The sequence below is a fragment of the Bradyrhizobium sp. DN3 genome, assembly GCF_041357655.1.
Lineage (GTDB): Bacteria > Pseudomonadota > Alphaproteobacteria > Rhizobiales > Xanthobacteraceae > Bradyrhizobium.
Map to the genome: position 1 here is coordinate 1 of NZ_JAULLN010000021.1, position 23,480 is coordinate 23,480.

The following is a 23,480-nucleotide window of genomic DNA, read 5'->3' on the forward strand; positions in this document are numbered from 1 at the left end:
GCGCCAGCCTTGAGGCCGGCCGATCGCCGGGCTACTTCAACACAGTTGCTCCCCGCTGGGGAGAGGTGAAGACCGAGCCTGCGGCGAGCACCGTCTCACGGATTCTGCGGCGTCAGCACCAGCGGCGGTTTCGGCTTGGGCTTGGCGGGCGGCGGGCCCGGGGCGGGCTTCACGTCGATCGGCGGCGGCAACGGGGCAAGCTGCTGGCTTGCGAGCGGTGGGCTCGGCGCGGCGGGGGCGGCGTGCGGGGCTTTCGGCGTTGGTGGTCCCTTTGACTTTGCCGGCGCGCGGCGCGGATCCGGCCCCGGCAGCGGCACATTGGCCGGCGCCTGCTCCGGCGCGGCATCGGGAGAGACCAGCGTCGGCAGCGCGGCGGTGGCGGGCGGCGGCTCGCCGCGCTCGATCGCATCGAGCCGGCGGGTCTCGCGATCGATCGTGCGCACCGCGAGCCACGAGGACAGCGGCGCGAGATCGACGGTGCGGCTCAGCTTGTCGGGCGGGCCTGCCGCGAACAGCTGGATCTCCGGCGGAGCGCCGGAGAGCCCGGTCATGATCGGCGTCAGGCTGGCGCGGATGTCGGCCTGGTCGGCGGGAATGTCGTAGCCGCCGGAGACGATGGCGCGGGCGTTCTTCGCTTCCAGCGGCGTCGCGCCGACGCGCAGGCGCCCATCGCGGATCGTGAACGGGATCTGCGCCGAGGCCACCGCGATCGGGCCTGCCGACAGCGCGGGCTCGACCAGCTGCCGCAGCCTGTTGTCGTCGCTGACCTGGCCGCCGTCGCTGGCGCGGATGGCGATCTCGAACGCGCGGGGATTGAGGCCGACAATCTCGGCGGAGTCGAGCGTCACCGTGCCGTTGCCGGCGAGCGCGCCGGTGAGGGCCGCGACGCTGCGGCCCTGGCTGGTCAGCGCCATCTGCACCGAGGCGCGTCCCTTGGGCAGCGCGAGGTCGCGGTAGCGCAGCGTCGCCGCATCGACATTGCTGAGATCGATGCGCGCATTCAACGCCAGGCCATTGGCGCCATTGCGCGCATCGAGACTTGCCGACATCTCGCCGCCGCCGATGCCGCCCTTGAGCGCATCGAGCGCGAGCGACTGGCCGTCGCCGCGGATCGTGCCCGCGAAGGGGCGTAGCTCGATGCCGCCGGGCAGCGTTCCGCGCAGCGCCTGGAAGGCGATGCGGCCGCGCCAGCCACCGATGAGCCCCGCATTCAGCGGCTCGCCGGCATCATGTCCGGCCGCGCCGATCGCCATCGCGAGCGTCGGCGCAAGATCGAGCGAATCGAGGCCCACCTCGCCATCGACACTCCTTTCCTGATCCAGCGTCACCGCAAGATGACCGCGCAGATGCGAGCCTGAAACGGTGCTGTCGAGATCGTCGAAGATCAGCCGATTGCCGGACAGGCCAACGCGGGCGGACAGGCTGACGCTCTGCGCTGATTTGCCGGCGGAGCTGGTTCCGAATAGCGGCGCCAGATTGGCATTGCGCACGCGCAGGTTCGCACTGCCCTTGGATGCCGACCAGTCAAAATTGCCTTGCGCATCCGCGTCCAGCCCGCCGCCGCTGAGTTTTGCACTCAATTGCAGCGGCTTCTGCCAGGTGCCAGTCAGCTTGCCTTCGAACTGCGAAGCGCCCTCACCTGCGGCCACGATGCGATCCAGACCGAGCAGGGCCAACAGCGCGCCGGCCTGCGGCGTCGATACTTTCGAATCGAGCGTGAAGTCGCTGTTGCGCAGGCGGTCGATGTCGATGCCGCTGACGGCGGCCACCGGCGTCTGCGCGGCCAGCGTCGCGGTCGCCTTGAGCTGCGGCGCGTCGAGATCGAACACAACGCGGGCATTGCTGCGATCGGCATGCTCGGCGTTCTTGTCGAGGCTGAGGTCGAGCTTCAGGCGCGTCGCGCCGGGCAATGCCGGGATGGCATCGAAGCGCGCGCGCACCGCGGGCGCAAACGGCTCGATCAGCGCGGTCAGCTCGCGCAGCGAATTCGCTGACGACTTCAAGGCGAGCTTGCCGGTGGCATTCTTGCGATCAAAACTGCCGCTCGCCTCCGTGGTCACGCCGCTGGCCTGGCCGAACCGCAACTGCTCCAGCGACAGCGAAGCCGGGCCGTAGCCCAGTTTTGCCATGAACGGCCGCAGCTCCTGTCCTGCGGAGATGGCGCGGCCGATATCGAGCGAGAGCTTCGCCTCCTCCGGCCATTCGCCCTGCGGCCCGGCAAGCGCGCGCACAAAACTTGCGGCGGCGTCGAGGTCGAGACGGTCGGCCTTGAGCTCGGCGTCGATCCGCGAGCCCTTGCTGGCGCCGGTCTGGACGAAGGCGATACGGCCTTCGACCGCGCCGCCCTCGATCTCGGCCTTCAGCCTGTCGATGGCGAGATGGTTGGCGGCAATCGTCACGTCGCCCGCAAGGCGCAGCGGCCGCGTGCTGCGGCGATTGACCTCGCTGCGGCCCTGAAGCCAGGCCACCAGCGTGTCAGGATCGGACGACTCGACGTTGAGGCGGCCGCTGAAGCTGTCGGCGCCGGGAGCTGCGCCGTTGAGCGAGAGCTGCGTCATGCCGGGCGCGCGCAGCTCGAGCCGCTGGAAGGTCCAGGATCGTCCGTCGGTCTGAAGCTCGGCGCTGATGTTCTGGAGCGGACGGCCGCCGAGCATGATCTGGTCGGAGTTGAATTCGATCTGCGCCGGGATCGGCGCCTGCGGGATCGCGGCCAGCCCTGCGCGCAGCGCCGGCGGGACGCGCTGCGGATCGGCATCGTCCTTGGCAGCATCCTTGGCAGCATCCTTGGCCGTCAGCTTGTCGGCATCGACCTGCCGCGCCGAGAGCACCGCGCGCAGCAGCGGCGAGGCACCGAATTTGAGGTCGCCGACGCCGCCGAGCTTCAGCGCGGCGTCCTCCGTGCCGTAGCTGGCCTCGATCTGATCGAATTTGGCGCCGGCCGGATCGGCCTTGAGCTTGGTCGTGAGCTTCCAGGGCATCGGCCCCGCCTCGCCTGCTTTCTTTGTCGCGGGCACGGCGAGTGTCAGCGCGCCGTCGAATTTCGGCAGGCGGTTGTCGAAGGCGAGCACGCCTTCGAGATCGGCGAGGATGGCGCGCTCGCCGGGATCGATGTTGAGATGGAGGCGGGTGGCGTTGCCGTCGGCGGTCGGGCCGGAGGAGATGCGGAACGGGTAGCGCACCCCATTGGCGGTGAAGCGGCCGTCGCCGCGCACCGAGCCCGCGAGCGAGCGCACGTCGCCGGAAAAGGCGATGTCGCTCAGCTCCAGCGTCGAGCGGCTGGCGGCATCGTGCAGGGCGATGCGGCCAGTGAGATTGAGTCGCTCGATGGCGAGCGAGGCGAGATTGAAGCTGCCACTCGCAGTGGACAGCAAATCGACCCGCCCGCGCGCGTCCAGGCCGAGATCGACCGCCATGCCGCCGACCGAAAGCTCGGTGGCACGCCATTCACCGCGCATGAGGGGGCCCAGGCTGAACTCGACGTCGAGCTTGTCGGCGCGCAGCCGGCCGAGATCGTTGTTGCCGCCGAAGGTGACGGAACGCAGCCGCAGCGTCGGCGCCGGCAGCAGTCGCGCGTCGAGCTCGCCCGCCACCCGCACCGGCACGCCGATGATCCGGCTGGCCTCCGCCTCGAACTGGGGCCTGAACTGGTTCCAGTCGATGAAGTAAGGCCCGATCAGCGCGGCCAAAAGCGCAATGATGAAGGCAATCGCCAATCCGAGCAGCGTCGTCTGCACGGGTCTCCCCTCGGCCAAAACGGCGCCCGGACCAGACCTTGCCCTGGGAAGGCTTCAGGCGGGCCGGAACAGCCCCTTATATAGGGGGAAGTGTGGCGAAGTCACAGCGACTGTTGCGCGCGGAGGTTAACGCTGAGCGCCCTCACCAGCTCGCCGGCAGCCGCGTCAGGCCGCGCAGCACGAAGGTCGGCCGCCACTGCGGGTTTACGACGTCGTCGATGCGCAAATCCGGCAGCCGGCGGAGCAGCGTCGCGATGGCGATCTCGGCCTCGATGCGCGCCAATTGGGCCCCCAGGCAGAAATGGATGCCGCCGCCGAACGACAGCGGCTTCACATTCTGGCGGGTGACATCCAGCCGGTCGGGCCGGTCAGGATAGACCGCCGGATCGCGGTTGGCCGAGCCGAGCAGGCAGAGCACGGTCTCGCCCTTGGGGATCTTCACGCCGCCGAGATCGTCGATGTCCTCCAGCGCGACGCGCCCGGTCATCTGCACCGAGGAATCGTAGCGCAAGAATTCCTCGATCGCGCCCACCATCAGCTCGGGCCGCGCCTTCAGCAGCGCAAGCTGGTCCGGATTGCGGTGGAGCGCCAGGAGGCCGTTGCCGATCAGATTGACGGTGGTCTCGTGGCCAGCGCCGAACAAGAGGATGATGTTGGCGGTCAATTCCTCGTTGGTGAGCTTGTTGCCGTCCTCCTCGGCCTGCACGAGCTGGGTGATGAGATCGTCGCCGGGACTGCGGCGGCGCAGCTCGAACAGCTGCTGGAAATACATCTGCGCCATCAGGTTGCCGGCGTTGCCTTGGCTGATCTCCTCCGGCGAGAGCGGCACCGGGTCGAGCAGCCGCCCGCCGTCGCGCGAGCTCTTGTAGAAGGTCTCGCGGTGTTCCTCGGGGATGCCGAGCATGTCGCAGATGATGGTGACGGGCAGGCGGAAGGCGAAATCCTCGATCAGGTCCATGTGGCCGCGATCGATCACGGCGTCGATGGTCTGGTCGACGATTTCCTGGATGCGCGGGCGCATGTCCTCGACGCGGCGGGCGGTGAAGGCTTTCACGACCAGGCCGCGCAGGCGGGTGTGGTCGGGCGGATCGGCCTGCAGCATCCAGTGGCTCATGCTGCGGAACACCGGCTCGTCCATGATCTTTTCGCTATAGCGGCGCTTGGAGCGCTCGACGAAATCCTTGCCGAAACGCCTGTCGCGCAGCACGAGGCTGACATCGGCGTGGCGACTGGTGACGAACTGGCCGAACGGCGTCACATGGATCGGATCCATCGTGCGCAACCGGTCGTAATGCGGATAGGGATCGCGGATGAAGTCCGGCGACAGCGGGTTGAACAACGGATCGCCGTTCGCGCCTTGCACTTGCTCGTTCATGGTGACCTCAATCGGTTGCCGCATGACACGAATACGCCGGCAGCCCCTCCTGCACGGGCGTAACCATCCCTTGGAATTATCAACTCGATACATTGTTGTATCGAGTTGCATTCTGCCCTAAGCTGCCGGGATGTCAAGGGTGAGAACCAGGCCGACCAGGGACGATACGCGCGACAGACTGTTCGAGGCGGCCGCGCGCGTCTTCGAGGAAGACGGCATCGGCGGCGCCAGCATCGAGGCGATCGCGGCCGCGGCGGGCTTCACCCGCGGCGCGTTCTATTCCAACTTCAAGAGCAAGGACGAATTGATCATCGCCATGCTCGAGGACCATGTCGAGCAGTCGATCCGCCGCAACCTCGACATCCTCGCGCAGCACGACAATCTCGACGATTTCATCGCGGCACTGAAGACGATGGACCGCAGCAAGCAGGATCCGCTCGGCCGCTCGCCGCTGCTGCACATGGAGATGATCCTGTTCGTCGCCCGCGCCGAGAAGCGCCGCCCGGAGCTTGCAAAACGCCTGCGTGCGCGGCGCAAGCTGATCGCCGACATCGTCGAGGCGACGTTGAAGAGCAACGGGCGGAATGACAGTCTGAACCCGCCCTGGATGGCCTCCGTCGTGCTCGCGCTCGAAGACGGTTTTCGCCTGCACCGGCTGATCGATCCCGAGACCACGCCGGCCGACAGCTTTCTGCGCGCGATCACGGATCTGCGGCGGAGGACGGGGTTGGCGTCGGGCTGAAAGCGGCTGGAGAGTTGCTCTCTATTTTCCCGCCCGCGAAACGGCTCTGGATTCACCACTCGCTCCGTCGGAGGCGACGAAGGCGCTTTGCCGGAACGGCGGATGGGCCGGCTGCGGCACCGACAATTCCTGGCAATACATTCGATCGATGTTGTGCTGCATGAGCGCATAACAATCGCATGCGACCTTCTCGAGCCGAGCGCGATCGATCTTGATCAGCCCGCGCCGGTCGGATGGGACGGCGCCGGCCTCGCGTAGCTTGTTCATCGTCAGAGTCACGGTCGTGCGCCGCACCCCGAGCAATTGCGCGAGCGCCTCCTGCGTCACCGGAAGAGGGTCGTCGGGAACGCGGTCGTGAAGCTGCAGGAGCCACCGTGCCAGGCGGCCATCCACCCGGTGCAGCGCGTTGCAAGCGGCGACGTGCTGGAGCTGCAATAACAGCGCGCGGGCGTGGACCTGCACGACATTCCTGATGGCCGCGCTTTGTGCATAGGCAGCCCTGAATTTGGCGGCAGAGATCAGCGACGCCGTGCCGGCCATGCGAGCAATCGCGGTCACGGATGAAAGCGCCGGGCCGAGCACGGAAAACGAGGCCAAAGCGCCTTCCCGTCCCATCAAGGTGGTTGCGACCGACTGCCCGTCCGGCATATCGAGCATGAAGGCGATTGCGCCGCTATGGGGAAAATAAACCGGGTCGAGTTCATCGCCCGACCGCACCAGGACGGCATCGGCTTCGAACGAGACCTTCTGGAAGTAGGGCGTCAGCAGAGCGAGATCCGCAGGCGGCAACGCCGCCAGCAGCCGATTTCCGATGCCAGTGCGGTGGACGGTCGCGATGCTTTCACGCGAACGAGCATCCAATGACCGACGGTATCCGTTGATTTCATCCACCATGATTATCCGAAATGCGATTGCCCCGACCAAACTCATCCAAACAGAGCCATCAGGCGAGATCAAGCGCGGATAATTGCGGAGAGCTGACTGCATTCCTCGCCGCGAAATAGCATCTTGCATACATCATACTATTTACGCTCTTCGCCACCAGCGAGGTGCCCGCGAAGTAGGCTTCAGCTCGCGGCCGCCGGGTACAACGCCTTGCGCTAGCGGTCGCGCTTGCTCTTGTTCGTCGGCAACGGGCAATTGGTGCACACCCTGTCGTCGCACCTGCGGCAGATCGTGAAGCGGTCCATCTCGGAGGTGTCCTGCCTTGCCAGCAGGTCATGGATCAGCGTTCCCAGCCGTTTGGTTTCGGCCGGCGACAACACATCCAAGAGCGACGCAACGGCCGATATCCGGGACGCCATCAGGTCATTCCGGGCCGCTGCGCCCGTGGCCGTCAGGTACAGGGCGATCTCGCGGCCGTCCTTTCCCGGCCTGCGTTCGACCAGCCGATCCGAAACCAGACGGTCGACCAGACGGACGGTTCCGGAATGCGACAGGCCAAGGATCCGCCGGAGCTTGTCGTTGGTCATGCCCTGGCCGTAGCCGATCACGACGAGTGCCGCGGGCGTCTCACCGCCGCGGCCTATGACCTCGCGCGCGCCCTGCTCGATACGATCCATGACGGCGAGCGAAAGCGCCCCCAGTAAATTCGCGATTCCGGTTTCCATGAACCGAACAATATGTGCGCTGCGCACAAAAAACAACTTGACCAAACAAGTGCGCTGCGCACATATTTGCGCAGACGATGACATGGAGAATGGCGATGAATGCCCGAGCCACCGCAGCTGCAAAGCCGAACACCGGCAGTGAACCCGTTCTGAAACACGTGCACGCCAATGGCCTGCGGTTCGCCTATCTCGAACAGGGGAGCGGACCGCTCGTCATGTTCATGCATGGCTTTCCCGACAACGCCTGGTCCTATCGAAAGCAATTGCAGGTCTTCGCGGATGCGGGCTATCGGGCCGTCTCGCCCTTCTTGCGGGGCTATGCGCCGACCGAGATCCCCGCCGACGGGGTGTTCGATCCCATCGCGCTCGGCCAGGATCTCGAAGCGCTCATCGCGGTGCTGAGCGACGACGGACAAGCACGGGTCGTCGGCATGGATTGGGGCGGCACTTCGACCTTTCAGGCACTGGCCACGGCGCCGTCGGCGATCAAAGCCGCCGTGGTCATGAACACCGCACACCCGATCACATTTTCAAGCATCAGGAGGGATCCGGACCTCGTCCGATCCGTCTTTCATGTCTATTTCTTCCAGATGCCCGGCGCCGAGTCGGCGGTGAACATCGAGGGACTCCCCTTCGTCGATTACCTCTGGAAGCTGTGGTCACCGACATTCAATGATGTCGAGCATCTCCGTTCGATCAAGCAGACGCTCAGCTCTCCCGGCACCATGGCGGCGGCGCTCAAATACTACGGGGGCCTGACCGATGCAGGACGTGCCGGCCGGCTGCCGATCAACGAGATGCATACGCCGACGCTGACGATCTATGGCAGCAACGATCCGACAGCGAGGTACTCGCTGAAGGAGGAGCCGCTCTTCAAGGGGCCGCACCAGCGGATTGTGCTGCCCGATGTTGGCCACTTCCCACACCTCGAGCGGGAGGTCGAAGTCACCGGCCTGATCATGGACTGGTTCAGGACGCACGCACCCGACTGAATGCACGTTGCGCGACCACGACATCTTTTCATTGGAGTGAGCACGATGGACGCCAAGACACAGCAGCAATACGCCGAGACGTTTCGCGAGCTTCACAGGAAGGGCGATCCGCTCGTCCTGTTCAACGCCTGGGATGCCGCCACCGCCAAAGCGATCGCAAAGACCTCTCCGGCCATAGCGACCAGCAGCGGGGCGGTCGCGTCTGCGCTCGGGTATGCGGACGGAGAAAATGTCCCGCTCGACATGGTCACAGGTCTGGTGTCGCGGATCACCGCGTCCGTGTCGGTTCCGGTCTCGATCGATCTCGAGGCAGGATATGGCGACAACCCGGAGGCCGCTGCGAAGTCGGCGAGCGAGGTGTTGAAAGCCGGCGCCGTCGGCATCAACATCGAAGACAGTCTATCGGGCGGAAAACGGCAACTCGTCGGTCCCGAACGGCATGCAGCGAAGATCAAGGCGGTGCGGGATGCTGCGCAGGAATTGGGAATTCATCTCTTCATCAACGCGAGAACCGACCCGTTCCTGCTGAAATCAGGATCGCCGGATGAATGCCTGAATGAAGCGGCCAGGCGCGCGAAGGTCTATGCCGAGGCCGGCGCTGACGGGATTTTCGTACCCGGCCTCACCGACCTCGCCTACATCGAGAAGCTCGTCCAACTCACACCCTTGCCGGTCAATATCATGGTGACGCAAGGTGTTCCCGAAATCCGGGATCTTGCTCGAGTCGGCGTTCGGCGGGTGAGTCTTGGGCCGTGGCCCATGATGGCGGCGATGCGCATCATTGGACAGGCCGCGGCCTCGGTCGCCGCGAGCAAGCAATACGGCACGTTCCTGCAACCGAATGCCTGAGCCCGGACATTACCGGCCCAAAGCAGCGCCCTACGCCGACCGCTTCGCCGCGCCGCGGTCCGCCGACGCGCTGTCGAATCGGCCGAGCATCGCCCTCGCCTGCTCGGCGCAGTGCTCGATAACCCAGCGCTCGAAGGCGACGGGGGGAAGCGCGGGGGCGTAGAGGAAGCCTTGCACGACGTCGCAGCCGAGTTCGGCCAGCGTCCTGCGCTGGCCCTCGGTCTCGACGCCCTCGGCGACGACGGTCATGCCGAGGCCTTGGCCTACGCGCACCACCGCGGTGGCGATGGCGAGCGCGCCAGCGTCGTTCTCGATGTCGCGCATGAAACTGCGGTCGATCTTCAATTCGCGGATCGGCAGATGCACGAGCCGGCTGAGGCTGGAATAGCCGGTGCCGAAATCATCGACCGCGAGCCCGACGCCGAGCTCGCGGATCGCATTCATCGTCTCCAGCGCGGCAGCGCCGTCCTGCATGAACGCACCTTCGGTGATCTCGAGCATCAAGGCATCCGGCGGCAGCTCGTATTCGGCGAGGATGTCCTTGAGCCGCGCAGCCAGCGTGACGTGGCGGAAATTGATCGGCGACAGGTTCACCGACACACTGGGAATGTTGAGCCCGGCGCGGCGCCAGCTCGCCAGCTGCCGGCAGGCCTCGCGCACCGACCACAGGCCGATCTGCTCGATCAGGCCGCACTCCTCGGCAAGCGGAATGAACTTTGCCGGCGAGTGGTCGCCGAGCACGGCATCGTGCCAGCGCGCCAGCGCCTCGACGCCGTGGATGGAGCCGTCGCAGCTGCGGATCTGCGGCTGATAGCTGAGGCTCAGCGCGCCTTCGGCGATGGCGCGGCGCAGCGCTGCGATCAGCGCCAGCCGCTGCTCGGCAAGTAGGTTCATCTCGGCGCTGAAGATGCGATGGGTCGAGCGCCCGGCCTGCTTGGCCATGTACATGGCGGCATCGGCCTGCTGCATCAAAGTATCGATGTCGGTGGCAAGATCGGGATAGAGGCTGATGCCGATGCTGGCCGACATCGGCATCAGCTTCGATCCAAGCTTTAAGGGCGCGGCGAGCGCCTCGGTGATGCCGGCCGCGACGCGCTCGGCGCTCTCGGCATTGCGTTGCGGCAGCAGGATGACGAATTCGTCGCCGCCGAGCCGTCCCAGCATGTCTTCGGGCCCGATCTGCTCGCGCAGCCGCTGTGCGAGCTGGACCAGCAGCTCGTCGCCGGCGGCATGACCGAGCGTGTCGTTGACATCCTTGAAGTGGTCGACGTCGAGGAAGGCGAGCGCGACGTGGCTGCCGGTCGGGCAGGCGTCGATCGCGGTGGTGATCAGGTGCCGCAGCTGCGCGCGGTTCGGCAGCCCGGTGAGGATGTCGTGATAGGCGAGCCGCGCGATCTCGGCGCGCGCCTCCTTGCGCTCGATCGCGAAGGCGCCGAGATTGACGCAGGCCCGGACGATGCGCCGGTGCCAGTTGCTCGGCGCGCGGGGCTCCCGATAATAGAAGGCGAAGGTCGCTATGACGCGGCCGTCCTTGGCCTTCACCGGGGTCGACCAGCAGGCCCGCAGGCCGATCGCGAGCGGCATCGCCTTGTAGGGCTGCCAACGCGGATCGGTCTCGAGGTCGGTCGCCAGCACCGGTTCGCCATAGAAGGCGGCGGTGCCGCAGGAGCCGACGTCGGGGCCGATGGCCACGCCGTCCAGCGCGCGGGAATAATCGTCGGGCAGGCTTGGGCCGCCGAGCGGATGGATCAGGCCGGCGGCATCGACGTGAAGCAGCGAACAGACGACGTCGGGCGCAATCTGCTCGACGCGGCGGCAGAGCCGGTCGGCGATCTCGCCGATCGGCACCTCGTCGGCGAGCGCGCCCATGATGAGCTGCTGGAGCGAGCGCAGCTGCTTGGTCTCGGTGATGTCCTCGAGCAGCGCGAAGATGTGCTTGACCCGACCCTTCCTGTCGCGGAAGGCATCGATCCGGGCGCCCACCCAGATCTCCTCGCCGTCCTTGGTGTAGATCAGGACCTCGGCTTCACCGCCCGGACCGCCCCTGATGAGGCGCCGTCCGATCCTCGTCAGCGCCTTGCGGTTGGTGTGACGGCCGGCCAGCAGGTCGGTTGCGCGCCGCCCCTCAGCTTCCGCGGCGGAATAGCCGAACAGCGACGTGAACGCCGCATTGGTGTAGCGGATGTCGAGCTCAGTGTCGGTGATGAGCACGGCGCGGTTGGTCTGGTCCGAGACGGTGTCGAGCAGCGCGATGCGCGCGCGGCGCTCCGCTTCAGCGGTGACGTCGCGTGCGAACACGACGTGATGAGTCACGCCACCGTTTGCAACGGACGAAAGCGAGATGGCGGTCCTGATCCGGCTGCCGTCGTGCCGCGTGAGGCTGATCTCGTCGCGGAACTCCGCGATCGGGTCGGCGCGCAGGCATTTGAGAGTGAGCAGTTCGGCGTCGCGGCCGAGCACCTCAGCACGCGCAAGCTTCCAGATCCGCTCCGCACCGGCGTTGAAATGCGTGATGCGACGCGCGCTGTCGACGATGATGATGGCATCGTCGGCGCGTTCGAGCGCAGCCAATAGTACGTCCGGCATTTCGGTCACTAGGCAATCGGAGGCAGACATCGTTGGAACCGGAGGGCATCGCAAGGTGCGGCAATCAACCGACGCTAGCGCTCCGATAGTGTGCAATATCTTTTTTGCATCCGGTCGCGTCCCACCAAGACGCGACGTGCTTAACGTTCTGCCAAGGAGACGACGGCAATGCGGTGCATGAGGAACCTGTCACGCACCTGTTTCGCCCTGAAGCTCGTGCAGCCGGCCGGCCACGGCCCGCACCTTGCGCGGCGCGGCCTGCCAGATCGAGAGCGCCGACAATCCGCTCACGATGATAGCGATGCCGAAGGCGAGCGTGTAATCGCCGGCGCGATCGTAGAGAAAGCCGGTCACCCACGGACCGGCGGCACCGCCCGCCAGCGCGGCCAGCATGATCGTGCCAAAAATGCTGCCTTGGTGCCTGCCCTGAAAGATCTCGAACACCACCGCGCCCATGATCGAGGTGAGGCCGTAGCCGAGCGCGCCTTGCGTGAACACCATGATGTAGACCAGCCACAATGACGGCTGGAACTTCAGCGCCATCAGCGCCGCGAAGCAGATTGCAAAACCCGCACAGCTGATCGCCCACACCCATTCCCGCCCGATCCGGTCGGAGACATGGCCGAGCAGAATCTGGCCGGGAATACCGAGCAGGCTGACGATGCCGAGCGCCCACACCGCGACGCCAGGGCTGAAACCGATGTCGAGCAGGAACTTGGTCTGGTGCACCTGCACCGCGTACCAGATGTACAGGCCGCAGAAATAGCCGAGCGCGATCCACCAGAATCGTGCAGTTGCGACGGCGCGCTTCAGCGTCCATTCGGTGTGGGCCCAGACGGGATCGACGACGTTGGAGACGGGCTTTGCCGCTCCCGCGGCCGGAGCAGCATCGCCATCCGGCTGAAGGCCGATGTCCTGCGGACGCTTGCGCAGCAGCAGATTGATCGGCGCCAGCACGATCACGACGAGCAGTCCCATCGCGGTGCAGGCGGTGCGCCAGCCGGTCTGCTCGATCATGTGCTGCACCCATGGCAGCAACGTCACCGAGCCGATGCCGACGCCGGCAAACGCGATGCCGATGGCGAAGCCGCGTTTGCGGATGAACCAGTTCGGCAGGAACAGCGACTGGCCGGAATAACCGAGACACACTGAGCCGGCGCCGACCATGACGCCGATGGTGACATAGAGATGCCAGGGCGAGCTCGTGAGCGGTGCGAGCAGCAGGCCTCCACCCATCAGCACCACACCGAGCTCCATCACCGCGCGCGGGCCGGCGCGGTCCATCAGGCGGCCGATCAGCGGGCTGACCACGCCCGAGGCCACGAAGCCGAAGGAGAAGGCGCCCGCGGTGATGCCGCGCTCCCAGCCGAATTCGGAGATGATGGGCGGAAAGAACAATGAAAAGGCGGTGCGTGCGTTGACGCCAATGGCCATGGTGACGAAGGTCACGGCGACCACGACCCAGCCGTAGAAGAATGGAAGCCGCATGTTATTTTTATTTCATCCCTGGACGGTCCTTGGGACCATCTCGGGAAATCCGGGTCAAGCGCTTTTCATGCATGCCCGCTGAGCGACAGCGCGGTCGCATTTGAGAGCGGCCCTGCGTCCATCCTTCGAGGCGCGCGCTCAGGCGGCGTCGCGCCGTGAGCGCTTGGCGGGCGCGTCGAACAGGATCCGCTCGATCGGCTGCGGACGGCCGAACAGATAGCCTTGCGCAAAATTGACGCCGAGCGCCTTCAGCCGCTCGAACTCCTCGCGGGTCTCGACGCCTTCCGCGGTGACCGACATGTCCAGCCCGCGCGCCAGCGTCACGATCGAGGAGATGATGGCGGAGCTGCGCGGCTGATTCGTGAGGTTGCGAATGAACGACTTGTCGATCTTGATCTTGTCGAACGGGAACGCAGTCAGATAGCTGAGCGAGGAATAGCCGGTGCCGAAATCGTCGAGCGCGAGCTCGATGCCGAGATGCTTCAGCCGCTCCATGAAGGCGTGGTTCTCGGTGCCGCGCTCCAGCAGCACGGATTCCGTGATCTCGATCTCCAGCCGCTGCGGCGGCAGGCCGGAATCTGCGAGCGCCGCCGAGATCATCTCGAACAGCTCCGCCTCCTTGAACTGGATCGGCGACAGGTTCACGGCAACCATCAGATCGGGCGGCCAGTTGGCGGCGTCAGCGCAGGCGCGGCGCAGCACGAATTCGCCGAGCGGCACGATCAGTCCGGTCTCCTCGGCGAGCGAAATGAACTGGTCCGGCGGGATCAGTCCGCGCGTCGGATGCCGCCAGCGCACCAGCGCCTCGAAGCCGCGCCGCACGCCGCTGAGGGCATCGACGAACGGCTGGTAGTGCACCTCGAGCTGACACTGCGCGATGGCGTCGCGCAAGTCGCCTTCCAGCGTGTTGCGCGCCTCGAGCTCGGCCGACATCGCCTCGTCATAGATGGTAAAGCAGTTGCGGCCCGCCGATTTCGAGCGGTAGAGCGCGAGGTCCGCTTTCTTCAACAGCTGTTCCTGATCGCTGCCGTGATCGGGCGCGATCGCGATGCCGATGCTGGTGCCGATCTCGACGCGATGCCCTGGCAGCAGGAAGGGTTCGGCCACCAGCTTGGCGATCCGTCCCGCCAATTCGGTCGAGCAGGCGCGCTGATCCTGACACCGCTCCTGGATGATGGCGAATTCGTCGCCGCCGAGCCGCGCCAGCACGTCATTGGCGCGCACTGCGGATTTCAGCCGCTGCGCCACCTGGCGCAGCAGCGCATCGCCGGCACCATGGCCGAGGGAATCGTTGACGTTCTTGAAGCGGTCGAGGTCGAGCATCAGAATGGAGAAGTTGGGGCCATCGTTCTTCAACCGGCCATTGAGCTCGTCGAGCCGGGCGAGGAAGAAGGCGCGGTTCGGCAGGCCGGTCAGGATGTCGGTCTGGGCGAGCTCGAGCACCCGCCGGTTCGCAAGCGACAGCCGGCGTGAATTGCGGCTGGCGAGCATGAGATAGGTCGACAGCGACAGCGTCAACAGCATGCCGACGATGAGGACTGCGGCGGCGCGATCGTAGGACGTCTCCAGTGAACCGCCCGCTGACGGCATGGCGCGCACCTGCCAATCGGTATCGCCGATCTTGAGAGTGCCCGACCAGTGCAGGGTGCGTTCGACATCGCGAATCGACCGTGGCGCCTTTGCAGCCGACGAATAATCCGGCTGCGTTTGCTCCAGGCTGACGATCTGCCCCGTGAAGGGCGGATAGACATTCACGCTGACGGCGGGGCTTGCTCCGGTCGTCACGCGAATGGTCTGGATCAGCAGCGGCAGGTCGAAGATGCCGACGACGAAGCCGGCGAGATTGCGGCGGCGGTCCGCGACGGTCTCGCGCGAGGTTCCCTTGGCGTAGACGGGAATGGCGACGAGGACGTCGGGCAGCTGGCCGCCCTCCTTCGGCTCGTAGAGGCGGGTGCGAATGGCAGCCAACCGATCGTTGTCGCGCGCGCGTTCCAGGACTGCGCGGCGCTCCGGCACCGTCGAATAGTCCATGCCGTAGACCGAAGACGTCTTCGGCTGGGTCGAGTAGAACACCGGAAAATACTCGTCGCTCTGCGGTGCGGTCACAAAGCCTTTGTCCTGGAGCGCCTTGATGCGATAGCCGGACACGCCGTCGGTGATCGCCGCAGCCTCGTAGTCGGTGCGCTCCTTGCGGTTGACGCGCGGCAGCCAGGCGATGCGAAGCATGCCGGGATGGCGCTCGAACAGCCGGGCGCTGAAGGTCTCGAATTCGCTGCGGGTGATTTCCTCGTTGGTCGATTCGAACAGCGTGCGCAGCGCGACGAGCCTGGAGATATACTCGTTCATGCCGTTCTGCATGACGATCGCTTCGGTTTCGGCCGCGTTCTCGAACTCGATCTTGTTGACGCGGTCCTCCCACCGCGCCACGGCGGCCGCGCCGACCAGCGAGAACAAGACACCGACGCCGACCGCGACGAGCGCAGGACGATACAGCCCAAGCAGCGCCGCGGCACGCCACCGTCCGGTCATGCGTTTCCGATCCTGATCGTTCTGATCGCGGTCGCCCATCCTGAAACCGCCCCCGTCCCTCTTCGCGACGCACCGAACCTCTGGTTGAGGTACAGGAACCACTATCGGAACAAGGACGCGGTTAAGAACTGCACAATTTCGGAACCGGGCCGTTGTGCATTGCATGGCTTAGTTAATGAAGTGCGCCAATGGCGCGGCATTGTGGAAGTAACTTGCCGGTTTTACCCGGAGTACTACGGTCCGCCGGTGCATCGCCCAATTAGCGAGCTATTCAGGCTGCCGGGATATGCTTCGTGGAGCTTCTCCGTTCATCCGGCAAGACCTTTCCGATGTATCGATTTCGATCGGCGCCATGCGTCGTCCTGACCATCGCGCTTCTGGCCGCGACCATGCTCGCGGCCAAAGCCGACGAGGCCGGCGTCAGCGCGGATGTGATCCTGTTCGGCCAGGCCGCGGCGCTCGAGGGTCCCTCTTCCGCGCTCGGACAGCGCATGCGACAGGGCATCGTCGCGGCGTTCACCGAGATCAACGCCAAAGGCGGCGTGCACGGCCGCAAGCTGCAGCTGATCAGCCGCGACGACGGCTACGACCCCGACCGCTCGGTGGCGCAGACGCTGCGGCTGATCGAGGACGACAAGGTGTTCGCGCTGATCGGCGCGGTGGGCACGCCGACTGCAATGGCGACGATTCCCATTACCAGCGCCAGGAACGTGCCCTTCATCGGCCCGTTCACCGGCGCCGAATTCCTGCGCGATCTCGAACTTGCAAACGTCGTCAACATCCGCGCGAGCTACGGCGCGGAAGCCGAAGCCTGGATCAAACACCTCACCGAGGATCGCAAGTTCACCCGCATAGGTATCTTCTATCAGGATGATTCCTTCGGCCGTGACGGTCTGACCGGCGTGAAGCGCGCGCTCGCCAGACGCGGCCTCGAGCTCGCCGCCGAAGGCACCTTCGAGCGCAACACCCGCGCGGTTGCTCAGGCCTGGCGCATGATCAAGCGTGCCGATCCCGAAGCCATCGTCATGGTCGGGACCTATGGTCCCTGTGCCGAGTTCATCAAGCTCGCGCACCGCAGCGGCGCTCGTCCGACCTTCGTCAACATCTCCTTCGTCGGCGCCAATGCGCTCGCGAAGGAGCTCGGCCCCGAGGGCGAAGGCGTCATCGTCTCGCAGGTCGTGCCGTCTCCCTGGGATCGCTCCTTGCGGCTCGTCGCTGACTACCAGGCGGCCCAGACAGCATTCGATCCGGCGCTAACGCCCGATTTCGTGTCGCTCGAAGGCTATCTCTCCGGCCGCCTCGCGGCCGCCGCGCTGGAAGCGGCCGGACCGAACCCGACGCGCGCGAGCCTCTTGCGCGCCATCAACGATGTCGGCCGCTTCGAGATCAGCGGCAGCATCGTCACCGTCGGCACGCGCATGATCGACGCGCCGCCGAAGGTATATTTGACGGTGATTCAGAAGGACGGGTCGTTCAAGGCCGTGGATCGGCTTTAGCGCGGATCAAGGCCGCCGCGTCCAGCGGTCGGCGTTGACGGCGCCTTGCGGGATCTCCCCCTTCACGATCGCCTCGACCTGACGCACCGTTTCCAGCGACTGATATTCGATCGCCTGCGGGGTCAAGCCGCCGACATGCGGCGTGGCGATCACGTTCGGCAGCTTTGCGAGCTCCGGTGTCGGCATCTGGTCGGGCGCGCGGCCGACATCCATGGCCGCGCCGGCGATGCGGCCCTCGCGCAGCGCGCGCGCCAGCGCGGCTTCATCGACGAGATTGCCGCGCGAGAGATTGATGAAGACGGCGTGCTTCTGCATCCGCGCCAGTGCCGCTTCCCCAATCAGGTTCTCGGTCTGCTCGTTGGCGATGGCGAGGCAGACGACGTAGTCCGACGCGGCGAGGAGCTCGTCGAGAGAGACATGCCGGATCGCGGCGTCGCTGACGGTCGCGTAGGGATCGGCGACCAGCACCTCCATGCGCAGCACCTTTGCCACCTCGGCGAGATAGCGCCCGATGCTGCCATAGCCGATGATGCCGACCCGGCCGCCGGCGAGCTGGCGGCCCATCCGCGCCTCCGGCTTGCGGCCGGCCTGGTAGTCGGCTGTGGTCCGCGAGACGCCGCGGGAGAGATCGACCATGAAGCCGAGCGCGAGCTCGGCCACCGCCTGCACGAAGCCGGGGCCGGCACGAGTCACGAGCACGCCGGCCTCTGAGGCCGCATCGACATTGACGTTGCGAATGTCGACGGCGCAGCGAACGAAGGCACGCAGGCGCGGCAGCTGCGCAAAGATCTCGCCGCGCCCCTCCGTCATGCGGTCGGCGACGATGATGTCGACATCCTTGGCCGCACGCACGAGGCCGGCTGCGTCCAGCGGCTCGTCGCCTTCGTGCAGGATCACCTCGGCGGCCGCACGCAGGCCGTTCAGGCTGCGATCGCCGTAATAGTTCCGCCGCATCTCCGGCGTGTGGGCCAGCAGGACTTTCAAGGGCAAGACTCCTTCAATAGCCGAACGCGCGCGGCAGCGCGGTCGAGAACCACGGCACGAAGGCGATGACAAGCAGGCATAGCATCAACCGCCCCAGATAACCCGCGCAACAAAAAGAGCTGCGGGATCGTGATCCCGCAGCTCCCGCGTTTCAACGATGGCCGATATCAGCGCGAATGCGCGCCGCTGAGTTGGCCGCCCGCCGCTTCGACGTCACGCGAGGGACGCAGCGCGTAGGCGCCGTCGCCGAGCAGGGCCTGCGCCGCGAGCGCGATCGCCCAGAAGGCGGGGAATTCCCAGCCGCCCTTCGGATTGGTGAAGAAGAAGCCGGCCGCGCCGTGCACCGAGAAGATCGCGCCGAGCAGGATCGGGACTCCGGCCAGCGCCGCATAGCGGGTCCAGATGCCGAGGATCAGCGCGACGCCGCTGAGGACTTCCACGGTCATGATGAGATAGGCGAGCTCAGGCGGGAAGCCGAGGCTGCCGAAGAATTTTGCGGTGCCAGCCGGGGTGAACACAAAGAGCTTCAGGCTGGCATGGGCGAGGAACAGCGCGCCCAGGGTCACGCGCAGCACCAGCGCGGCGTAAGGGGCGGTACGGGAATCGATCATGGCAGGTCTCCTTTGCGGCGCAACATGATCTATTCTCACATCGATCGATAATCTGCTATTTTTGAAATATACCTCACACCAACAGAGTGAGATAGGTTTGCTCGACCGCCTGACCAGCCTGGAGGTCTTCGCCAAGGTCGCCGCAGTCGGCAGCCTCTCCGGCGCGGCCCGGGCCATGGGCCTGTCGCAGACCATGGTGACCAAGCATGTCGCCTCGCTGGAGGCGCGGCTCGGCACAAAACTGTTCCACCGCACCACGCGGCGGCTCTCCATCACCGAGGCCGGACGGAGCTATCTTGAATCTGCCGAGCGCATTCTCGCCGACATGGAGGCCGCCGACGCCGCGATTGCACGCGAACGCGTCGAGCCGCGCGGGCTGCTGCGCGTCAACGTCCCCGTCGTGTTCGGCACAAGGCAGATTGCGCCGCTGATCGCGGAGTTTTCAGCAGCCCATACCGAGGTCACCGTCGAGCTCGGTCTCAACGACCGCCTCGTCGACCTCGCCGAGGAAGGTTGGGACCTCGCGATCCGCATCGGCAGCTTGCGCGACTCCAGCATGGTGGCCCGAAAGCTCGCGCCGAACCGCCTCGTGGTCTGTGCCGCACCTTCCTATCTTGCCAAGCACGGCACGCCGCGCACCGTCGCCGACCTCGCCGGGCATAATTGCCTCGGCTACACGCTCTCGCAGCAGGCAAGCGCGGCGGAATGGCTGTTCGGCGTCGAGGGCGAGATCCGCGTCCAGGTCAGCGGCACCTTGCGTGCCAACAATGGCGATGCACTGCGCGCGGCGACGCTGGCCGGCCTTGGCCTCGCGCGACAACCCACCTTCATCATCGCCGACGATCTGCGCTCAGGCGCGCTCGTCGCACTCGCGCTCGACCAGCCGGAGATCCAGACTTCCGCAGTGCATGCGGTCTACCTGCCCGACCGCCGCCCGCCGGCCAAGGTGCGCGCCTTCATCGACTTTCTCGCCGCGCGCTTTGCGCCTGTGACACCCTGGGATCGCGGACTGCCATGACGGCGCACCGCGCCAGCTCCGGCAGACCCACTGCCCGATTTGTCGCACGCCCAACGTGAGCCAGCGCACATACAGTGTCATGGCAGGGACTTAGAAAAGGTGCCATCATCGTGCGCATTGCCGATGGAGGTGACACCATGCGCCGTCCAGCCTTTTCCAATTTGCTGCTTGCATCCGGTTTTCTCGCGCTCGCACAGGTGATGACGCCGAGCGACGCCGCCGCCGAAGCGCGGCTCGCGCTCGTGATCGGCCAATCCGCCTATCGCACAGTGCCGGAACTGCCCAACGCCGCCAACGACGCCAAGGGCATGACAGAGCTGCTCGGCAATGCCGGCTTCACCGTCACCACGGCGGCGAATCTGGCGCAGAACGAGATGCGCGCGGCGATCTCGGATTTCGCCGGCAAGGTCAGCGCCAGCGGCGCCGATACCGTCGCTTTGGTGTTCTATGCCGGCCATGGCCTGCAGATCGACGGCGAGAACTATCTGGTGCCTGTCGATCTCGATCCCAAGCGCGAGGCCGACATTCCGCTCCAGGGCGTGCGGCTGAACGACCTGCTCAACACGCTCGGCGCGCTGCCGACGCGGGCGCGCATCTTCATGCTCGATGCCTGCCGCAACAATCCGTTCCCCGCGCTCAGCGGCGCCGGCCATGGGCTTGCGATCGTCGACACCAAGGCCGGCGCGCCCGGCTCCTTCATCTCCTATTCGACCTCGCCCGGCGCCGAAGCCGAGGACGGCAACGGCATCGACAGCCCCTACACCACGGCCGCGCTGACCATCGCCAAGCAGCCCAATCTGCCGATCGAGGAGGTGTTCAAGCGCATCCGCGTCGCGGTGGCGCAATCAACCGACGGGCGGCAGATCCCCTGGGAAAGCTCGTCGCTGACCACCGATTTCAAGTTCTTCGGCGAGAGCAGCGGCCAGCCGTCCTCCTTTCCAGGCGCAGATTCGATGGCGCTCGCCAGTGCCACGCGCAGCGTCGAGGATTGGCGCAAGGAATTGCAGGGCAAGCCTGCCAAGGTCGCCTATGAGCTCGTGATCACTGAGGACACGGTGCCGGCCTATCAGGCCTATATCGAGCTCTACGCACAGGACGCCCGCACGCCGCGCCTGCGCACCGTGCTGGAGCGGCGGCGGCAGATGCTGGCCTGGGAGCGCGCGGTCTCGATCAACACCCGCGCCTCGTTCGAGGCTTATCTTGCGAACTGGGACAACAGCGACCTCGCCGCGACCGCGCGCAGGCTGCTGCTCCGCGTCCAGAACCGCAATTATGGCCTGCCCGTTGCCGCTGCGACGCCAGCCCCGGTCGCCGTCGCGATGGCGCCGACCTGCCCGTGCTCGACGCCATCGGCACCGGCAACGCCGGTCAATCCGAGCGTCGCGCCCATCATCAAGAAGCGCGTCGACGACACGCCGCCGAAGCGCAAGGTGGTCGAAACACCGCCGAAGCGCCGGCCCGCCCCTCCGCCCGAGGAAGTGGTCTACGAGCGCGCGCCGCCTCCGGGGCCGCCGCCCGGCGCGGTGATGCAGGGCATCGGCATCGGAATCGGGATCGGCATGGGAATGGGCGGCCGCGGCGGAGATCACTATCGCGGCGACGACCGCAGATATTAAGCCGGTCCGGCACAAACAGAAGTCCGGCTCGCCAATGGCGCGAGCCGGATCTACTGCGACAGCACCGGATAATCCTGCTGGACGGCCTCCCGGATCCAGCCAGCCTGGATCGCGCGCGAGAGTATCTGCGCAGTCTTGATGTCGTCGGCCTTCATGCAGAGATCGACGATGCGGCGGACAGCGTCGTCGCGCATCAGATCGTCGGAGATCTTCATCGCGACTTCCATCGCGACGCGGGCCGCGCGTTCATAGCGCTCGCGCGTGCTGGTCGGCGCTGAACTTCCGGCGGCTTCGGCGATCGCCCGCGCAGCCTGGCAGATATTGCGAATGCGGTCGGCTGCTTCGATGTCGCCGATCGGTCCCTGGATCGGCTCGTCCCAGATGTCAGCCGGTGCCGGCCTTGCGAACCACTTCATTGCCCCACCCCTGGTCTTCGATTGCTTGCGGCGTTCACGACATACGGCGCGGGCCGATCGCCTCGAACTGCGCCTTCTGCTCGTCATTCAGCGTCGCGTAGAAATCATCGAGCGCCGCGCGCACCGACTTGATGCCATCCAGCATCACGTCGAGGCGCTTGCGGATTGCGGCCATGCGTGCCGGCGGTGTCATCACGTCATTGGGCTCGCACGCTGCCTTGAGCGATGCACTGACTTTGGCGCTGGTATCCTGGAGCACCTGGAGCGCCGCGCGCTGGGTGTCGTTCGGATGAATCCTCTCCTCGATCGTGGCGCCGGGCCAATCGAACGCGGCGGACGCGCTGCAACTCTGCACCGACGATCCGCTCGCATTGTTGGATGCGGTCGCGCGCCGCTGGTCGTCAGCCAGCGCGTTGAAGCGCGCCTTCTGCTCGTCGGTCAGCGAACCATAGAACGTGTCGAGCGCGGGCTGGACCAGATCGACGGCCTTCTGCAGGGCCTCGACACGCTGCTGCATCGCCGCGAGCCGGCCGGGCGCCGTCGCTGCGGCTTGCGTCGGACAGGATGTGCGGATCAGCGCCGCAGCATCAATCGAGGCATTGCCGAGCGCATCAAGTTCGGCGCCTTGCGCATCGCTCGGCTGCACCGCCGCTGCAATCTGATCGATCGGCAGACCGACGATTGCACGGCGGTCGCTGCCGCAGAGCTGATCGAGCGGCGCGCCGCGCGCCCGCCGTCGTCCCTGCGGCTGCTGCGGCAGATAGGCCGACAACCGATCATAACCGTAGGGGCCGAAAATGCTGGCATAGATGTCCGGATAGCCGTAGCCCCAGAAGCCGAGGCCGTCGCCCCAGATCGTGTAGTCGTAGAGATCATTGTAGGCGAACGGCCAGAACAGCGGTCCGACCCAGCCATAGCCGCCACCCGCATGTTGCCACCATCCGCTGCTTGCGCCGCTCCAACCCGCGAGTGCGGCTGCGGCGGCGAGCTGCGCACGCGCCGCCGGATTGCTGATCAGCCGGCCGCTCCGGAATGCGCTGGAGTTCAGGGCATTGCGGAAGTTCGCCGGCCGTATCGCCGCATTGCGAATCTGACCGAAATTCGGGCCGCCATGCCGGGCGCCGGTGCTGAACCGCATCCCGCGATGATGCCCGCCGCCGTGCGCGTGCCCACCGCCATAGCCGCGGAAATGGCCGCCGCCGTGGTGGCCGCCGCCATGCCCGCCTCCATGGCCACCGCCGTGACCGCCGCCATGTCCGCCCTTGGCCAGAGCCGCGCCTGCCAGCATGCAGGCAAACGCCACCGCGGCAATTCCGACGACCGGTCGCATCATCACACCCTCCCGCGCAAAGCCCTGCCATTGAGGCATCGGAACTTGGCGGGAATTGGAACCGGCAACGCTGCCGAAAGTTCCCGGTCCCCGGCTGCGCAGGC

17 protein-coding genes are annotated in these 23,480 nt (G+C 66.1%); 6 read left to right on the forward strand and 11 right to left on the reverse strand.

The genetic code is table 11. The annotated features are described in order from the left end of the window. Nucleotides 1-95 precede the first annotated feature (95 nt). Complete coding sequence (locus tag AAE027_RS27450; protein ID WP_370989368.1) at nucleotides 96-3,734, reverse strand: AsmA family protein; 3,639 nt, start codon at nucleotides 3,732-3,734, stop codon at nucleotides 96-98. A 142-nt stretch (nucleotides 3,735-3,876) separates the two neighbouring features. Beyond that, complete coding sequence (locus AAE027_RS27455; RefSeq protein ID WP_164934328.1) at nucleotides 3,877-5,109, reverse strand: cytochrome P450; 1,233 nt, start codon at nucleotides 5,107-5,109, stop codon at nucleotides 3,877-3,879. Nucleotides 5,110-5,239: 130 nt separating this feature from the next. Between AAE027_RS27455 and AAE027_RS27460 the strand changes: the two genes are divergently transcribed. Next, nucleotides 5,240-5,851 (forward strand): TetR/AcrR family transcriptional regulator, encoded by a 612-nt coding sequence (locus AAE027_RS27460; RefSeq protein ID WP_128935981.1) that lies wholly within the window; start codon nucleotides 5,240-5,242, stop codon nucleotides 5,849-5,851. A 21-nt stretch (nucleotides 5,852-5,872) separates the two neighbouring features. Here AAE027_RS27460 and AAE027_RS27465 read toward each other — a convergent pair whose 3' ends face one another. Together AAE027_RS27465 and AAE027_RS27470 are read right to left on the reverse strand one after the other, a co-directional pair. Further along, nucleotides 5,873-6,712 carry a Crp/Fnr family transcriptional regulator gene (locus AAE027_RS27465; RefSeq protein WP_091880284.1) on the reverse strand — a complete coding sequence of 280 codons (840 nt, stop codon included), beginning with the start codon at nucleotides 6,710-6,712 and terminating at the stop codon, nucleotides 5,873-5,875. A gap of 239 nt (nucleotides 6,713-6,951) precedes the next feature. Then, on the reverse strand, nucleotides 6,952-7,506 hold the full coding sequence (locus AAE027_RS27470) for a MarR family winged helix-turn-helix transcriptional regulator (RefSeq protein WP_245473509.1): 555 nt from the start codon (nucleotides 7,504-7,506) through the stop codon (nucleotides 6,952-6,954). A 50-nt stretch (nucleotides 7,507-7,556) separates the two neighbouring features. On the opposite strand from AAE027_RS27470, the gene AAE027_RS27475 reads away from it, so the two are divergent. Both AAE027_RS27475 and AAE027_RS27480 read left to right on the forward strand, forming a co-directional pair. Next, entirely contained in the window at nucleotides 7,557-8,453 is an 897-nt protein-coding gene (locus tag AAE027_RS27475) for an alpha/beta fold hydrolase (RefSeq protein WP_370989367.1), read from the forward strand. Nucleotides 8,454-8,498: 45 nt separating this feature from the next. Continuing rightward, on the forward strand, nucleotides 8,499-9,302 hold the full coding sequence (locus AAE027_RS27480; RefSeq protein ID WP_370989366.1) for an isocitrate lyase/PEP mutase family protein: 804 nt from the start codon (nucleotides 8,499-8,501) through the stop codon (nucleotides 9,300-9,302). A gap of 30 nt (nucleotides 9,303-9,332) precedes the next feature. Here AAE027_RS27480 and AAE027_RS27485 read toward each other — a convergent pair whose 3' ends face one another. The 3 genes from AAE027_RS27485 to AAE027_RS27495 all read right to left on the reverse strand — a co-directional run bounded on the left by AAE027_RS27485 (nucleotide 9,333) and on the right by AAE027_RS27495 (nucleotide 15,905). Continuing rightward, nucleotides 9,333-11,918, reverse strand: a complete 2,586-nt coding sequence (locus tag AAE027_RS27485) for an EAL domain-containing protein (RefSeq protein WP_370989365.1) — start codon at nucleotides 11,916-11,918, stop codon at nucleotides 9,333-9,335. A gap of 159 nt (nucleotides 11,919-12,077) precedes the next feature. Next, nucleotides 12,078-13,376: an MFS transporter gene (locus AAE027_RS27490; RefSeq protein WP_370989364.1), complete on the reverse strand. Its 1,299-nt coding sequence runs from the start codon at nucleotides 13,374-13,376 to the stop codon at nucleotides 12,078-12,080. 138 nt (nucleotides 13,377-13,514) lie between these two features. Next, on the reverse strand, nucleotides 13,515-15,905 hold the full coding sequence (locus tag AAE027_RS27495) for a bifunctional diguanylate cyclase/phosphodiesterase (RefSeq protein ID WP_370989363.1): 2,391 nt from the start codon (nucleotides 15,903-15,905) through the stop codon (nucleotides 13,515-13,517). A gap of 329 nt (nucleotides 15,906-16,234) precedes the next feature. Here AAE027_RS27495 and AAE027_RS27500 point away from each other — a divergent pair, with 329 nt between their 5' ends. Next, nucleotides 16,235-17,401, forward strand: coding sequence for an ABC transporter substrate-binding protein (locus tag AAE027_RS27500; RefSeq protein WP_370989372.1), 1,167 nt, complete (start codon nucleotides 16,235-16,237; stop codon nucleotides 17,399-17,401). 6 nt (nucleotides 17,402-17,407) lie between these two features. Here the strand turns inward: AAE027_RS27500 and AAE027_RS27505 are convergent, their stop codons facing one another. Further along, nucleotides 17,408-18,385, reverse strand: a complete 978-nt coding sequence (locus AAE027_RS27505; protein WP_370989362.1) for a hydroxyacid dehydrogenase — start codon at nucleotides 18,383-18,385, stop codon at nucleotides 17,408-17,410. Between the two features lie 167 nt (nucleotides 18,386-18,552). Continuing rightward, the gene (locus tag AAE027_RS27510) at nucleotides 18,553-18,996 is read right to left on the reverse strand and encodes a DoxX family protein (protein WP_370989361.1); all 444 of its coding nucleotides are present in this window, start codon (nucleotides 18,994-18,996) and stop codon (nucleotides 18,553-18,555) included. 97 nt (nucleotides 18,997-19,093) lie between these two features. Between AAE027_RS27510 and AAE027_RS27515 the strand changes: the two genes are divergently transcribed. Together AAE027_RS27515 and AAE027_RS27520 are read left to right on the forward strand one after the other, a co-directional pair. Next, nucleotides 19,094-20,014: a LysR family transcriptional regulator gene (locus tag AAE027_RS27515; protein ID WP_091880293.1), complete on the forward strand. Its 921-nt coding sequence runs from the start codon at nucleotides 19,094-19,096 to the stop codon at nucleotides 20,012-20,014. 137 nt (nucleotides 20,015-20,151) lie between these two features. Then, nucleotides 20,152-21,630, forward strand: a complete 1,479-nt coding sequence (locus AAE027_RS27520; RefSeq protein ID WP_370989360.1) for a caspase family protein — start codon at nucleotides 20,152-20,154, stop codon at nucleotides 21,628-21,630. Nucleotides 21,631-21,680: 50 nt separating this feature from the next. Here AAE027_RS27520 and AAE027_RS27525 read toward each other — a convergent pair whose 3' ends face one another. Continuing rightward, a complete protein-coding gene (locus tag AAE027_RS27525) occupies nucleotides 21,681-22,046 on the reverse strand; it encodes a hypothetical protein (protein ID WP_370989359.1) in 366 nt (121 codons plus the stop codon). Between the two features lie 34 nt (nucleotides 22,047-22,080). Continuing rightward, complete coding sequence (locus AAE027_RS27530) at nucleotides 22,081-23,379, reverse strand: Spy/CpxP family protein refolding chaperone (RefSeq protein ID WP_370989358.1); 1,299 nt, start codon at nucleotides 23,377-23,379, stop codon at nucleotides 22,081-22,083. Between the last annotated feature and the right edge of the window lie 101 nt (nucleotides 23,380-23,480).

Coding starts and splice junctions, on each gene's coding strand:
- AAE027_RS27455 (WP_164934328.1), bottom strand. CDS start 5,109: ATGAACGAGCAAGTGCAAGGCGCGAACGGCGATCCGTTGTTCAACCCG.
- AAE027_RS27460 (WP_128935981.1), top strand. CDS start 5,240: ATGTCAAGGGTGAGAACCAGGCCGACCAGGGACGATACGCGCGACAGA.
- AAE027_RS27475 (WP_370989367.1), top strand. CDS start 7,557: ATGAATGCCCGAGCCACCGCAGCTGCAAAGCCGAACACCGGCAGTGAA.
- AAE027_RS27480 (WP_370989366.1), top strand. CDS start 8,499: ATGGACGCCAAGACACAGCAGCAATACGCCGAGACGTTTCGCGAGCTT.
- AAE027_RS27485 (WP_370989365.1), bottom strand. CDS start 11,918: ATGTCTGCCTCCGATTGCCTAGTGACCGAAATGCCGGACGTACTATTG.
- AAE027_RS27490 (WP_370989364.1), bottom strand. CDS start 13,376: ATGCGGCTTCCATTCTTCTACGGCTGGGTCGTGGTCGCCGTGACCTTC.
- AAE027_RS27495 (WP_370989363.1), bottom strand. CDS start 15,905: ATGACCGGACGGTGGCGTGCCGCGGCGCTGCTTGGGCTGTATCGTCCT.
- AAE027_RS27500 (WP_370989372.1), top strand. CDS start 16,235: ATGTATCGATTTCGATCGGCGCCATGCGTCGTCCTGACCATCGCGCTT.
- AAE027_RS27510 (WP_370989361.1), bottom strand. CDS start 18,996: ATGATCGATTCCCGTACCGCCCCTTACGCCGCGCTGGTGCTGCGCGTG.
- AAE027_RS27520 (WP_370989360.1), top strand. CDS start 20,152: ATGCGCCGTCCAGCCTTTTCCAATTTGCTGCTTGCATCCGGTTTTCTC.
- AAE027_RS27525 (WP_370989359.1), bottom strand. CDS start 22,046: ATGAAGTGGTTCGCAAGGCCGGCACCGGCTGACATCTGGGACGAGCCG.
- AAE027_RS27530 (WP_370989358.1), bottom strand. CDS start 23,379: ATGATGCGACCGGTCGTCGGAATTGCCGCGGTGGCGTTTGCCTGCATG.